Origin of the sequence: Caulobacter radicis (assembly GCF_003094615.1) — a bacterium.
Taxonomy (GTDB): Bacteria; Pseudomonadota; Alphaproteobacteria; order Caulobacterales; family Caulobacteraceae; genus Caulobacter; species Caulobacter radicis.
In genome coordinates, this window is sequence record NZ_QDKO01000020.1 from 96,349 (window position 1) to 109,595 (window position 13,247).

Consider the following 13,247-nt stretch of genomic DNA (forward strand, 5'->3'; position numbering starts at 1 on the left):
AAATTCACCACGTGCAAGATTTCCGAACTTTACAAAGCTTTACAACTCTGACACGAGTCCATCGCCGCGCCAACCAGAGCGTGGATAAGCCCGGTCGAAACCAGCCTTTTGGGAGGTGTTGGTGCTCGAGTCGTCGGTGTCCCCCAGCGTAGCGTATCCAAACGTCGAACCTGAGGCCGCCGACCTGCTGATCACCAGCATCGGGAACGCTTCGCCCCGCGCGGCCTCGGTGCTCAGCCAGGCCCTGGAACTGCCGGTCGAGACGGTGGTCGACGCCCTCTATCGCGCGCCTGCCCGGCTGCTGGCCAACCTGCCGGCGGCCGATGCGACGCGCCTGGCCGCCCTGATCGGAACGCTCGGCGTCGAGGCCGCGGTGGCCCCCGCCGGCGCCGCCGTGGTCCGCGCCCCGACCATGGACCTGGCCGCCGAGCTGCTCGACCTCGACGCCGCCGACGCCGTCGCCGCCATCCTTGGCCGCTTCCTGGGCATGGAGCCCGCCGCCGCCCTCGACCTGCTGCTGACCCCGCCGGGGGTGATCCTGGGCGCCGTCACCGAGCCGACCGTGCGCGCGCTGGAAACGGCCCTGCCGCCGGGCGCCGTGCGCCTGACCGCCAGCCGCCCGGACCAGGCCCGCTTCGCCCTCTTCGCCAGCGACCTGTCGCACCTTCAGGCCAGCGTCCTGCGCCAGAGGCTGCCGGCGGGCGCGGACGTTTCGGCCGGCGGCTCGGCCACCGTCTTCGACCTCAGCCGCGGCGAGGCCGACGCCCTCTGGCGGCGACTGAAGGCGCCCGAGCAGGTGCGGATCGTCGACCAGGCCTTCCTGCGCTTCACCCTGGACCTCGTCGCCGCGCCGCCGCAAGCCGCCGCCGCGCTCGAGGCCCTGGCCGGCGTTCCGGCCGAGGACTTCGACCTGCTGCGCCAGGCCCTGCCCGTGCCCATCGAGGCCGGCGTCGCCTTCGCCGACCTGGAGGGCCGCCTGGCCGCCTACGCCGAAGCCGGGCTGACGGTGCGCGCCGAGCTGGAGACCTTCTCGCACCAGGCGCTCGACATCCTGTCGGCCCCCGCCGCGGTCCTGGCCGAGGTCGGCCTGTCCGGCGTCGCCCCGCTCGCCACGGGCCTGATGCCCCTGCCGCGCGCGCGCCTGCTGCGCCACCGGCTGGAAGCGGCCGGGGCCGAGGTGCTGTTTTCCGAGGCCCGCGCATGACCGGCGCCCTCGACATCCATCGCCTGCACGCGGGCGTCGCCGAGGCCGGCAAGGTCCTGGCGCTGAAGGGCCGCCACGACCAGGCCCTGGCCAAGTACCGCGAGGCCCTGCGCCTGGCCCACGGCGTGCGCGCCCCGCAGATCTTCGCCCGCCACTACCTGCACTGCGTTCTGGAGAGCCTGGAGCGCACCGGCGCCCACGAGCAGGCCGCCGTCCTGGCCGGAGAGGCCGCCAGCAGCGCCGCCGCCGAGTTGGGCGACGGAACGCCCAGCGACTTCCAGCGCCGCGACCGCGCCTGCCTGCTGGAACGCAAGGGCGTCAACGAGCTGAAGGCCGGCGACGTGACCGCCGCGCGCGAAAGCCTGACGGCCGCCGTCGCCCTGGACGAGGCCCTGCCCCTGTCGCGCAGCCTCCTGGCCTGGACCGCCCGCGGCCTCGGCGTTCCCGCCGGCCGCCTGTCCGAAGCCCAGCGGGTCCACGGCTATTGGACCGTCCGCGCCGACACCGTCGACAGGGCGCGCGCCTGCGAGTCCCCAACCAGCCCCCAGACGCCGCGGATCAAGGAGCCGATGAATGGCTGACCAGAACCCCATCGAGAAGATGACGCCCGGCCAGATTCTGGCCGACGCCAGCGTCGCCGAGTTCATCAAGGCCATGGGCCTGTCGATCGCCGACGCCCAGAAGGCGCTGGACCTCAACAGCCTGGCCCAGGTCGGCGAGTACGTCGAACCGCGCCCGGGCCTCGGCGGCAAGAGCCTGCTTCAGCTGGGCCTGTCGCCGCCGTTCTATCACTACCAGCACGCCGACCTGTCGGTCTCGATGCAGCTGACCATGAAGGTCGGCGAGGCCAGCGCCTTCGGCATCGGCGGCAAGCTGGACTTCGGCTTCGGCCAGGGAGGCCCCCAGGCCCCCGCCAACGCCCGCGAGGCCCAGATCACGCTCAAGAGCCTGCCGGCCAGCGTCACCGTCGACGGGACCAAGACCGACGCCGCCGGCGCCGACGTCGAGGCCGCCGCCGAGGACCTGGCCAAGAAGCTCGGAACGCCCACCGGCAAGTTCGAGCGCGCCTATGTCAGCGCCAAGCGCACCAAGGTGCCGTTCAAGCTCGAGCCCGACACCGCCAAGAACCCGATCAAGACCGACACCAGCGTGGCGTTCTACGCCGCCTCCGAGGCCAGCCTGGGCGTCATCCGCATCGTCGAGACCCCGACCAACAACACCAGCGAGGAGTTCGTGCTGGCCGCGGGCAAGAGCACCAAGGTCGACGCCAAGGCCAACAACCTGCTCTACGCCCGCGCCGTCGCCAGCCAGATCAACACGCTGGGCGGCTTCAAGGCCAAGCTGCTGCGCGATCCGGTCGGCTCGGACCTGCCGGTCGGCGGCGGCACGCTGGGCCTGGCGCTGTTCGACAGCGGCAAGTCCGACCTCAAGCAGGCCGCCGTCGAGGAACTGACCCTGGTGGCGCGCGCCCTGAAGGCCAACGGCGCGACGGTCGACGTCGTGGGCTTCACCGACCGCGTCGACACCGATCCCTACAATCAGAAGCTGGGCCTGGACCGCGCCAACAAGGTGGCCGAGTTCCTGCGCGACAACGGCGTCGCCCCCGGCCAGATCCGCAAGGTCGAAAGCCGCGGCGAGGCCAGCTGGAAGGCTCAAGGGGCGGTCGACAACGTCGCCAACCAGCAGTTCCGCCGCGCCGAGGTGCTGCTGGCAGATTCCAACGACCTGCTGGTCGTGGTCGAGTCCGCCGGCACGCAGCTGCAAACCACCCCGACACCCGACAAGACCAGCTCCGGCGGCGGCAACGGCTTCATCATCGTGCGCCACTTCACGGCGGTTCCGGTGGACGGCACGGCCGTCAAGGTCGGCGCCTCGGAGACCTCGGTGGCGATCAGCGGGACGGCCGCCAGCGACGGCGGGACGACGCTCGACGCCAACTCGCCCCAGGCCTACGCCTTCAACCTGGCGCGCGACGTCAACGCCGGCAGCGCCACCCACGGCGTCCGCGCCGTGCGCAAGGGCGGCGTGGTCAGCTTCTCCGACGCCAAGGACGCGGTGATCATCAACCTGGTCACCCTGTCGGCCAACGACATCGCGCTGTCGGCCGCCGACGGCGCCAGCGTCACCAAGGCCCTGGACAAGATCGCCGCGGCCCCGACCGCCAGCGGCGACAAGCCCAAGGTCTCGGTCGCAGTGGGCCTGTCGGTCGACTACCGCACCAGCCGGCAGTTCGAGCAGTCGATCAACGGCAACAGCAGCATCTCGGCCCGCATCGTCGCCGTGCCCGCGCCCGTCGAGTTCCTCGACGAGATCAAGACCTTCCTGGCGCAAGCCAAAGACGCCGCGCCGACGCCCACCCCATGAGCGAGACCGCGTCCGTCACCCGGCAGCTGCTCTCCGCGCCGCTGCCGCAGATCATCGAGCGCCTGGGCATCGCCATCGCCCAGGCCCAGTCGGCGCTCGACCGCAACAGCATCGAGACGGCCAAGGCCATGGCCGAGGCCGAGGTCGAGCTGGGCGGCGAGACCCACAACCTGATCTCGCTGGGCTTCACGCCGACCTTCTACAGCTTCACCGAGGCCACGGTGGAGGCCAAGCTGTCGTTCAGCATGACCGAGAGCACCGAGTTCGGCGTGTCGGCCGGGGCGACGGTCGGCGTGCAGGCCGGCTTCGTCATGGTCGCCGCCTCGGTCAACGTCAGCTACGCGCGCAAGTTCTCGGTCAGCGCCGAGGGCATGAGTTCGATCGCGGCCCGGCTGGTCAGCCTACCGCCGCCCGAGACCCTCGAAACCCTGCTCCGCAAGATCAGCGAGCCCGCCCCCACGCCGGCGCCCGCCCCCCCACCGTAGGAAGGACCAGACATGTCGATCGGAAGAGAACTTCTGAACGTCCCCATGGGGGACATGATCCGCCAGATGGCCTTCGCCATCGCCGAGGGCCAGATCAAGCTCGACGCCAACAGCATCGAGGTCGCCGAGATGATGGGCGGCCTGCAGGCCGTCACCGACGACGAGGGCAACACCACCTTCGACGACAGCCGGATCTTCTTCGGCTACGACCTGATGACCCCCTCGGACGCCCTGGCCTATATCGAGGCCGACAACGCGATATCGGGCGGCGACACCGCGGCCCTGGTCAAGGTCGTCGAGGCCCAGAAGGCCGAGCTGGTCAAGAACAAGGAAGATCCCAAGACCCTGATCCGCGTGCCGACGCGGCTGTCGATGCTGGAGCTGGGCTTCTCGCCGACCTTCTACCAGTTCGTCGACACGATCATCGAGGTGAAGATCGCCATCAAGATCACCCGGACCAGCGAGTCCGGCTACAGCTCGCGCAACACCAACCAGGTGACCACCAAGGGTTCGAGCTTCAGCTGGAGCCTGTTCCGCGGCCGGGCCGGGACCAGCAACACCAGTCAGGTCTCGACCAGCCAGGTCGACGCCACCTACTCGTCGAAATACAGCTACTCGGCCGAGGGCTCGAGCCTGCTGCGCACCAAGCTGGTGCCCATACCCCAGCCGGCGATCCTGGAAGAGCGCATCCGCCGCCAGCTGGACGAGGAGGTCGAGCGTCGCCGCCGCCTGCTCGATATCAAGCTGGGCAAGGAAGAGAAGAAGGACGACTAATCCCCGGACGGAGGACGCGCCATGAGCGTGGGCACAGAACTGCTCGCCGTCCCCTTCCCGGAGATGGTGCAGCGCCTGGGGGTCGGCATCGCCACCGCCCAGCTTCAACTCGACCTCGTATCGCTCCGCATCGCCCGGATGATGGCCGGCTATGACGAGGACGCCGACGAGGAAAAGGACGGCGAAGGCGCCAAGTCCAAGAGCTACATGGTCAAGTTCGGCGACGGGCAGGAATACAGCCTGCTGGAGCTGGGCTTCACGCCGACCTTCTATCAGTTCGTCGACACCGTCATCGAGCTGAAGATGTCGATCTCGTTCAAGTCCGAGACCGAGATCAAGCGCAGCAGCAGCGCCACCACGGTCAAGGCCGGCGGCTTCTGGACGCCGTTCGGCGGCGGCGGGGCGGTCAGCGCCAGCAGCGTCAGCGCCAGCTACGCGGCCAAGTACCAGTACAGCGCCGAGGGCTCGAGCCTGATGCGCACCAAGCTGGTGCCCATACCGCCGCCGGCCCTGTTCGAGGAAAGGGTGCGCGCGCTGATCGAACAGCGACGCGCGCCGCCGCCCAAGGACCCCGACAACGGATGAGCGATCCGCCCTGGAAGGACGCGCTGCGTCGCGCCAAGGCGCCGGCGCCGACGCCGGCCCGCGCGGCCTCCTCCCCGGCCGTCGGCCTGCCGCCGGGCGCCGATCCGGCCGCCTTGTCGCCGAACCTGGCGCGGCTGCTGGCCGAACGCCAGGCGCTGGAGAGCAAGATGGCCCAGCTGACGGGTCAGGGCGCGCTCGGCGATCCGCGCTACGCCGTGACGCCGCTGAACCAGCGCCGCGCCGAACTGGAGCGCTGGGGCGCGAGCCGCGACGTCGCCCGGGCCCAGGCCGGACCGCGCCCGGACCCGCATCCGCCCGCCCTGCCGCCGGCGCTGCGCGGCACCGCGGCCGACGCCCTGCGGGCCACGCCCGGCGAAGGCCTGCGCGCCACGCCGGGCGAGATGGTGCGCCCCACGCCCGGCGGCCTGACGCCCGATCTTCGGCGCTTCACTCCGACCGAAATGTTCGAACGCCCAGCCCCCTCCCCGCGTGAGGCGCCGTGGGAAAGACCGGCCGCCTCGCCCCGCCAGACCCCTTGGGAACGCCCGACGGCCTCGCCCCGGGAAGCGCCGTGGGACCGCCCGGCGGCCTCGCCCCGCGAAACGCCCTGGGAGCGTGCCGCCGCGACCTCGCGCGAGGCCCCATGGGAACGCCTGGCCGCCCGGCGCGAGGCCGAGCCGCTGAGCGAGCCCTCGCGCCGCCTGTCGTCCCTGGCCGACGCCGGACGGGGCTTGCGCGACGCCGGCCGGGCGCTGCGCGATCCCGCCGAACGCCCTCGCGCGGCGAGCGCCACCGATCCGCTGGACCGCCGCCTGGCCAAGGCCCGCGACATGGTCAGCCGAGGCCGCAAGGCCTACGCCGCCGCCGAGCGCGCGCTCGACAGCGCCCGCGACGCCATCCCGTCCGACTGGATCGAGCGGGCCCGCGAGAAGATCCCCGGCCTGGGCCGCGCCGATCCGTACGTGCGCGAGACGGCCCGCAAGCTGTCGTCCTATGTCGGCGAGGTCGCCGACTTCGCCGAGAAGGCCGACCGCCTGCGCGAGATGGCCAGCGACGTGCGCGAGCTGAAAGAGGCCGACGAGGCCCGCGACGACGCCCGTCGCGACCGCGCCCTGGAGCGCCTGAAGGCCAAGCGCTCCGAAGAGTCCGAGGGAGACGCCTGATGCCGGCCGAAAGCCGCTTCGTCGGCAATTCGATCGAGGAGTTGCTCGTGGCCCTCGCCGAGGGGGTGCGCGAGGCGCAGCTGGCGCTGAACAGCGGCCCCAAGGTCGACGCCAGCGGCGCGCCGATCGGCGGCTACCAGCTGCCGTTCCTCGACTTCTCGATAAAGGTCGACATGCAGACCAGGGCCGATAGCGGCGGCCGGCCGATCGCCCTGCTGTTCACCGCCAAGGACCAGAACAGCACCAACCAGCAGGTCTCCAGCACGATCAGCGGGCGGCTGGTGGCCACCCCGCCGGGCGAGGGCCTGCCCACGCCGCGCATCGCCGTCTCGGGCGGCGGCAATATCGGCGGCGTGGCCAATCTCTCGGTCGTGGTCACCAACAGCGCCGGCGAGGTGCTGGCCGACCAGCCGGTGGAGCTGAACATCGACGACGCGGCCAGCGCCACCCTGTCGGCGGCGCGCGGCGTGGCCAATTTCGTGCGCCAGCCCGGCACCCGCCTGCAGCAGGCCCTGCTGCGCACCGGCGCCGACGGCCGCGCCCTGGCGACCCTGTCGATCGCCAAGGAGCCGCCCCGCGCCGTGATCGTGGTCGTCGCCTCGATCGGCGCCTACAGCGGCCGCGGCGTGGTCGGGATGGAGGAAGTGGGATGAGCACCGCCTTCTCCTGGACCGCCCGATTGACCGACGCCGACGGCAATGTGGCGGTCGGCGCGGCGCTCGACGTCCAGCTGTTCGACCTGAAGACCGGCGCCTGGGCCAGCGCCTCCAGCGCCAAGACCGACGCCACCGGCACGGCCAAGGGCGCGGGCGCCATCGCCGACGACACCCTGCCCTTCGCCCCGGCCTTCCGGCTGGTCGAGGGGGCGGGCGTGATCTCGGCCGCGCCGGAGTTCACCCGCAACGCCCGCACCGGCGCCCTGACCATAGACTTCGGCCAGGTCCGCCGGCTGGCGCCGGCCGAGACGGCGATCGCCCGCACCCTGTCGGCCCGCACCCTGCGGACGGCGACGCCGATCGGCGGGGTGGTGGCCACCGACGCCCCGGTCGCCACGCCCAGCGTCGACGTCGCCGCCGTCAGGGCCCAGGCCGTGGACGACACGACCAGGACCTTCACCGCCCGCCTGGCCAAGAGCGACCAGGACCTGGCCGCCCGCGACACCCAGATCTCGGCCCAGACAAAGCAGCTGGCCGAACGCGACGCCCAGATCGCCGCCGTCCGCGCCGAGAAGGCCGACGCCGCCAAGGCCGCCGACGACACGACCAAGGCCCTCAACGCCCGCCTTGTGCAGCGCGACCAGGACCTGGCCAGCCGGGACGCGCAACTGGTCGAAAGCAGCCGCACGGCCGCCGAACAGGCGAAGGAAATCTCCGGCCTGCGCGCCACCCTGGCGGCCAAGGACCTTGAGATCGACGAGATCAAGACCCGACCGCCCACGGACACAACGACGGGCACGACCACCGCCACGATCAATCCCGCCCTCGCCACGCTGCGGACCGTCGCCGTCACCGACCTGGCCACCGACATGGCCACCCAGCTCGACACCGCCCAGAAAACGCTGAAGCCCACCGGCTTCTCGCTGGGCACGATCCAGATCAGCGCCAAGGGCGTGCTGCGCGACACCGGCAGCATGGAGTTTCCCGACACCGAGACCCTCAAGGCCCTGCCGCAGGATTCGCTGAGCGACCTGAAGTTCCAGTTCATTCCCGAAAAGGTGCCGACCGGCGACGACGGGCCGCGCGTGCCCGACGTGCTGCAACTGACCGAAAGCGCCGTGCGCCGGGTGCTGACCTCGGTGGGCCTGGTGCTGGAGGCCAGCACCGGTCCGCGCGGCCTGAACCCCGCCGTCGCCCCTGGCCAGGCCATGGTCCAGTCGCCGGGCGCCGGAACCATCATCGCCCGCGGCGCGCGGGTGATGGTCATCTTCGCCGACCAACAGGGAACCTGACCGATGTCGCAGGACGCCGCCGATCTGCTCAGCGAAAGCCTGGCCACGCCGCTGGGCGAGGTGATCGCCGCCGTCGGGCGGGGCGTGGCCGAGGCCCAGGCCGCCCTCGACCAGGCCTCGCTGGCCGCCACCCTGGCGATGTACGAGAGCGATGGCGACGAGGGCCTGGAGACCCTGCGCTCGATCGGCTACCAGCCCACCTTCTACGTGCTGCCCGAGACCACCTGCGAGGTGCAGGTCTCGATGCACATCGGCGGCACCGGCGGCGCCGACGGCAGCGCGGGCACGTCGGGCCAGCCCGCGGCGATCGGCAAGGCCCGCACCTATGTCACCCCGGTCGACGCGGCCTTCCAGCAGCGCTACGCCTTCCAGGCCAGCGGCGCGGCCAAGCTGACCTTCAAGATCGTGCCCGTGCCGCCGCCCGCCGCGCTCGACGACGCCGCCCCGATGCCGGAGGTGCGCGGCCTGACCGGCGCCGCGGCCGCGGCCGCGCTGTCGGCCCGCGGCTTCTCCGCCGCCTTCGTCGACGCCAAGGGCGAGGCCGTGCCCGCCGACAAGGCCGCCGACCAGACCGTCGCCTCGCAGGACGCCCCGCCCAAGGCGCTGGTGCGCACGACGAACGCGGTGACGCTGGGGCTGAAGTAGGCCGTCTGTCGGGACGCTCTCCCTGAAGGGGGAGCTGTCGGGCAAGCCGACTGAGGGGGAGGGCTTGGATCCGCGAACCTCCCCCGATGGGGGAGGCGATCACGAAGCGATCGGTGGGGGGCGTTTTGGGCAATCGGCCGACGCGGCGAAAGCTGAAAACTTCCCCCCGCCGGCCTGCGGCCGCCTCCCCCAAAGGGGGAGGTTCCCCCTACCCTACCCCGAACTCCAGCCCCTGGGCCTGGCCGACGTCGCAGTCGCGGAAGCTGGCCTTGGCGATGCGGGCGCCGGTGAAGTCGGCGCCGCGCAGGTCGGCGCCGTCGAGGACGGCTTCGGAAAGGTCGGCGGTCTGCAACATGGCGTAGCGCAGGCGGGCGGCGGCCAAGCTGCCGACGGTCTTGCGCTCGGGCCCCAGCGGCAGCGGCGACAGGAAGGCCTGGCGCAGGTCGGCCTTGGTCAGGTTGGCCCCGGTCAGCTTGGCTCCGCGCAGGTCGGCGCCGCGCAGGTTGGCCGCGCGCAGGTCGGCGTTCTGCAGGTTAGCGCCCTGCAGCTGGGCGCCCGACAGGTCCATGCCCACGAAGCACGCCCCCTTGGCGCTCATGGCCGTCAGGCGCAGGCCCTTGAGGCGATCGCCGATCGGGCGCAGGTCCTCGCCGTCCAGGCGGGCGGCCGCGCCCTCCTTGCCGCCGGTCTGGCACCATTGCTGGTTGGCCAGGCACCGGGCGTAGAGCTCGCGCGCCTTGTTCACCGCCTCGGGGGTCGAGGTGGTCAGGGCGCCGGTCATGTGCGCGCCGTGCACGCGGGCGGTCGAGGTGTCGACCCCCGACATCACCGCGCCCTGCAGGTTGGCGCCCTCGAGGTTGGCCCCCTTGACGTCGGCGTTGTCGAGGATGGCCCCGACCAGATTGGCTTCCTTGAGGTTGGCGCCCGACAGCTTGGCCCCGCGCAGGGAGCAGTCGGAGAAGTCGGCCTTGAAGGCCGAGACGCCGGTGAACTGCGAGCCGTCCAGGGTGGCGCCCGAGAAATTGACCTCGTCGACCTCGCCGTTTCGGACCTCGTGCTTGACGGTGTCCAGGCCCTTGCGCGGGTGCGGAATGGCGATCTGGCCCTCGCGGAAGTCGGCCTGGGTCAGGTCGGCCTGCGAGAGGTTGGCCCCGCGCAGGCAGGCGCCGCGCAGGTCGGCGCGTTGCAGGCTCGCCTGGCGCAGGTCGGCCTTGCGCAGGTCGCAGCCGAACAGGCTGGCGCGATCCAGCTTGGCGCGCACCATGCGACAGCCGTCGAGTATCGAGGCGGACAGATCAGCGTCGGTCAGGTTGCGGAACGACAGGTCCAACCCCGACAGGTTCATGAACCGCAGCGAGGCGCGCTTGCCGCCCTGCTTGCCGGTCACGAACTTCTCGTGGGCCGTGACGATCATGTCGAGTTCGGCCTGACTGAGCTTGCGGCGGCCCGCGAGGCTCTGTGCGGCGTTCATTGCGGGACCCCCTCCCGTCTTACTGGAAAATCACTAGCGGACAATCGGATAACAGGAATCGACGAGCGAACGGTTAAGGTCGCTCCACACATCTCAAATTGGGTAACTCAGATGAGGTCTTCGAGCCCTCGGGCGCCCAGCCGGATGGTTCCGGTGATGTCGACGTCCTTGAGGTTGGCGCTGGTGAAGTTCGCCCTCGAAAGATCCGCGCCCGCCAGGCAAGCGCCGCGCAGGTCGGCCCGGGCCAGGTCGGCGTTGGTCAGCAGCACGCCGGTCAGGTCGGCCGGCAAGAGCCGGTCCTTGCCGATCAGCAGCGGCCCCAGCTGGGCGTCGCGCAGGTCCGACCCCGACAGCTTTGCGCCCTTCAGCCGCGCGCCGCGCAGGTCGGCCCGGCGCAGGTTGCAGGCCCGAAGGTCGGCGCCTTCCAGCTGGGCGCCCTGCATCTGCACGCCCTCCATGTCGAGGCCGTAGAACACCGCGCCCTTGGCCGACAGGGCCGTCAGGTTGAAGCCGCGGATGCTTTTCAGGTTGCGCAGGTCGGCCCTGTCGAACACCGACGGCTTGCCCTCGCCGCCGCCCGTCTCGCACCAGCGGGCGTGGTCGGCGATCATCTGTTCGTAGGGCATGTCGGAGACGTCGACGCCAGAGGCCTTGTCGGTCAGGGCCCCTTCCATGCTGGCCCCGGTGACGTTCCAGGACATGGTCTTGACCCCGACCAGCACGGTGTTGCGCAGGTCGGCGCCGGCGAGGTTCGCGCCCGACAGGTCGGCCCCGGCCATGTTGGCGCCGTTGAAATTGGCCTGCTTGAGATTGGCCCGGACCAGCTTGGCGTCCTTGAGGATGGCGTCGCTGAAGTCGGCCTTGGTGGCGACGATGCCCGACAGCCGCGAGCGCTCGAGATTGGCCCCCGAGAGGTTAGCGCCCGTGGCGTAGGCCTCGCGCTGCACCGGCTCGATGATGCGATAGCCCTTCTCGCGGTCGGCCGCGGCGATCTGGCCCTCGCGCAGGTCGGCCTCGAACATGTCGGCGCCGGTCAGGTTGGCGCCGCGCAGGCTGGAGCCGCGCAGGTCGGCCCGGCGCAGCGAGGAATCGGTAAGGTCGGCGCCCTGCATGTCGGCGCCGTACAGGTTGGCGTTGTCGAGCTTGCAGCGGCGCAGATCCGCGCCCACCAGCAGCGCGCCGGTGAAGTCGGCGTCGCACAGATTGCGCCCGGCCAGGACCAGGCCCGAAAGGTCGCAGAAGGCGAAGACCGCGCGCGCGCCGCCGAGCCTAGCCGACCACAGGCGGTCGTGCTTGGCGCAGATCACGTCGACTTCTTGTTGCGTCAGGCGCCGGTGTTCCTGGCCCGCCGCTGCCGGGGTGTTCATGCAAGCTCGCGTCGTTTCCCCGAAGGGTAGCCCAACTTGATGCGCCCATCAGCATTAACGTCGTGTTTCCAGGCACTTCCTGCGCGCAGACAAGACCTGAAACGACCTAGGGTTCCTTTCGCCCTCGGACGAAAGGAACCCTAGGAAATCTTACCCGAAGAGCGAAATCAGCCGATCGCCGGCAGCTTTTCGGCGCGGGCCTCGTCGAGATAGCGGGCGCCGGTCGGCTTGAGGTCGGCGTCCAGCTCGATGGCCAGCGGGTTGCCGGTGGGGATCTCGACCTTGACGATCTGGTCGTCGGGCACCGCGAACAGGTGCTTGACGATGGCGCGCAGCGAATTGCCGTGGGCCGCGACGAGGATGTTCTCGCCGGCCTTCAGCTTCGGGGCGATGGCCTCTTCCCAGTAGGGCAGCACGCGCACCAGCGTGGTGGCCAGGCTTTCGGTCGACGGCAGGCTCGCGCCCTTGTAGCGGCGGTCGCTGGCGAAGTCGTACTCGCCGCCAGGGGCAAGCTCCGGAGGCGGAACATCGTAGGAGCGACGCCAGATGGTGACCTGCTCCTCGCCATGCTTTTCGGCGGTCTCGGCCTTGTTGAGACCCGTCAGGCCGCCGTAGTGGCGCTCGTTCAGGCGCCAGTCCTTGGTCACCGGCACGAAGCTCTGGCTGGCCGCGTCGAGGGCCAGGTTGCAGGTGCGGATGGCGCGGGTCTGGACCGAGGTGAAGGCCTCGTCGATGTCGAGGCCGGCGGCCTTGATCAGTTCGCCGCCCTTGCGGGCCTGGGCCTCGCCCTCGGCGGTCAGGTCGACGTCGACCCAGCCGGTGAAGCGGTTCTCGAGGTTCCACTGGCTCTGGCCGTGGCGAAGCAGGACGAGGACGGGCATCTGAGCTCCTTGGAATTGGTCATGGCGGGCTAAGGCGCGCGGGACCTCGCGTCAAGCATCGCCCCTATCCAGCCACAAGGGGCGTGGTATAGGCGGACCATGCCCGATCGCATCTTCATGCCCCTTTGCGCGCTGGTCGCCCTGGCGATGATCGCCTTTTCCATGGTCTGGCCGCAGGGCTACGGCGACCGCTCGCCGGGCCCGTTCGGCTCCACGCCGATCCAGCAGACTCCGGAAATGAAGGCGCTGATCGAGAAGGAAAAGACCGCCGCCCGTCGCGGCGAACAGCGGCGCGCCCAGGAGGCCGCCGCCGCGGCCGCCGCCAGCGGCGACCCAGCGCAATAGCCGCTTTCCTACGCG

At 71.0% G+C, this 13,247-nt stretch carries 14 protein-coding genes; 11 read left to right on the top strand and 3 right to left on the bottom strand.

Annotated elements, in window-relative coordinates; all coding sequences use genetic code 11:
• The first annotated feature begins 121 nt into the window (after positions 1 to 121).
• Genes DDF62_RS12125 through DDF62_RS12170 form a run of 10 tightly spaced genes read left to right on the top strand, consistent with a single transcriptional unit; the run spans position 122 to position 9,168 of the window.
• Positions 122 to 1,204: a hypothetical protein gene (locus DDF62_RS12125; RefSeq protein WP_133244919.1), complete on the top strand. Its 1,083-nt coding sequence runs from the start codon at positions 122 to 124 to the stop codon at positions 1,202 to 1,204.
• On the top strand, positions 1,201 to 1,785 hold the full coding sequence (locus DDF62_RS12130; protein WP_116489351.1) for a peptidylprolyl isomerase: 585 nt from the start codon (positions 1,201 to 1,203) through the stop codon (positions 1,783 to 1,785). Before DDF62_RS12125 ends, DDF62_RS12130 begins: the two co-directional genes overlap by 4 nt.
• Complete coding sequence (locus DDF62_RS12135; protein WP_116489352.1) at positions 1,778 to 3,568, top strand: OmpA family protein; 1,791 nt, start codon at positions 1,778 to 1,780, stop codon at positions 3,566 to 3,568. Before DDF62_RS12130 ends, DDF62_RS12135 begins: the two co-directional genes overlap by 8 nt.
• The gene (locus DDF62_RS12140) at positions 3,565 to 4,053 is read left to right on the top strand and encodes a hypothetical protein (protein ID WP_116489353.1); all 489 of its coding nucleotides are present in this window, start codon (positions 3,565 to 3,567) and stop codon (positions 4,051 to 4,053) included. Before DDF62_RS12135 ends, DDF62_RS12140 begins: the two co-directional genes overlap by 4 nt.
• A 12-nt stretch (positions 4,054 to 4,065) precedes the next feature.
• Positions 4,066 to 4,827 carry a hypothetical protein gene (locus tag DDF62_RS12145; protein ID WP_208866856.1) on the top strand — a complete coding sequence of 254 codons (762 nt, stop codon included), beginning with the start codon at positions 4,066 to 4,068 and terminating at the stop codon, positions 4,825 to 4,827.
• Positions 4,828 to 4,848: 21 nt separating this feature from the next.
• Positions 4,849 to 5,412, top strand: a complete 564-nt coding sequence (locus tag DDF62_RS12150; protein WP_101719909.1) for a hypothetical protein — start codon at positions 4,849 to 4,851, stop codon at positions 5,410 to 5,412.
• Positions 5,409 to 6,575, top strand: coding sequence for a hypothetical protein (locus DDF62_RS12155; RefSeq protein ID WP_116489355.1), 1,167 nt, complete (start codon positions 5,409 to 5,411; stop codon positions 6,573 to 6,575). The genes DDF62_RS12150 and DDF62_RS12155 overlap by 4 nt, the downstream gene beginning before the upstream one ends.
• Positions 6,575 to 7,228 (top strand): hypothetical protein, encoded by a 654-nt coding sequence (locus tag DDF62_RS12160; RefSeq protein WP_116489356.1) that lies wholly within the window; start codon positions 6,575 to 6,577, stop codon positions 7,226 to 7,228. Before DDF62_RS12155 ends, DDF62_RS12160 begins: the two co-directional genes overlap by 1 nt.
• Positions 7,225 to 8,523, top strand: a complete 1,299-nt coding sequence (locus DDF62_RS12165; protein ID WP_116489357.1) for a PASTA domain-containing protein — start codon at positions 7,225 to 7,227, stop codon at positions 8,521 to 8,523. The genes DDF62_RS12160 and DDF62_RS12165 overlap by 4 nt, the downstream gene beginning before the upstream one ends.
• Before the next feature lie 3 nt (positions 8,524 to 8,526).
• Positions 8,527 to 9,168 carry a PASTA domain-containing protein gene (locus DDF62_RS12170; RefSeq protein WP_116489358.1) on the top strand — a complete coding sequence of 214 codons (642 nt, stop codon included), beginning with the start codon at positions 8,527 to 8,529 and terminating at the stop codon, positions 9,166 to 9,168.
• Between the two features lie 208 nt (positions 9,169 to 9,376).
• Here DDF62_RS12170 and DDF62_RS12175 read toward each other — a convergent pair whose 3' ends face one another.
• The 3 genes from DDF62_RS12175 to gpmA form a co-directional block, all read right to left on the bottom strand.
• Positions 9,377 to 10,639: a pentapeptide repeat-containing protein gene (locus tag DDF62_RS12175; RefSeq protein WP_116489359.1), complete on the bottom strand. Its 1,263-nt coding sequence runs from the start codon at positions 10,637 to 10,639 to the stop codon at positions 9,377 to 9,379.
• A gap of 107 nt (positions 10,640 to 10,746) precedes the next feature.
• Positions 10,747 to 12,006 carry a pentapeptide repeat-containing protein gene (locus DDF62_RS12180; protein WP_116489360.1) on the bottom strand — a complete coding sequence of 420 codons (1,260 nt, stop codon included), beginning with the start codon at positions 12,004 to 12,006 and terminating at the stop codon, positions 10,747 to 10,749.
• A gap of 167 nt (positions 12,007 to 12,173) precedes the next feature.
• Entirely contained in the window at positions 12,174 to 12,887 is a 714-nt protein-coding gene (gene gpmA, locus DDF62_RS12185; RefSeq protein ID WP_116489361.1) for a 2,3-diphosphoglycerate-dependent phosphoglycerate mutase, read from the bottom strand.
• Positions 12,888 to 12,986: 99 nt separating this feature from the next.
• Between gpmA and DDF62_RS12190 the strand changes: the two genes are divergently transcribed.
• Positions 12,987 to 13,232, top strand: coding sequence for a hypothetical protein (locus tag DDF62_RS12190; protein WP_116489362.1), 246 nt, complete (start codon positions 12,987 to 12,989; stop codon positions 13,230 to 13,232).
• The last annotated feature ends 15 nt before the right edge of the window (positions 13,233 to 13,247 follow it).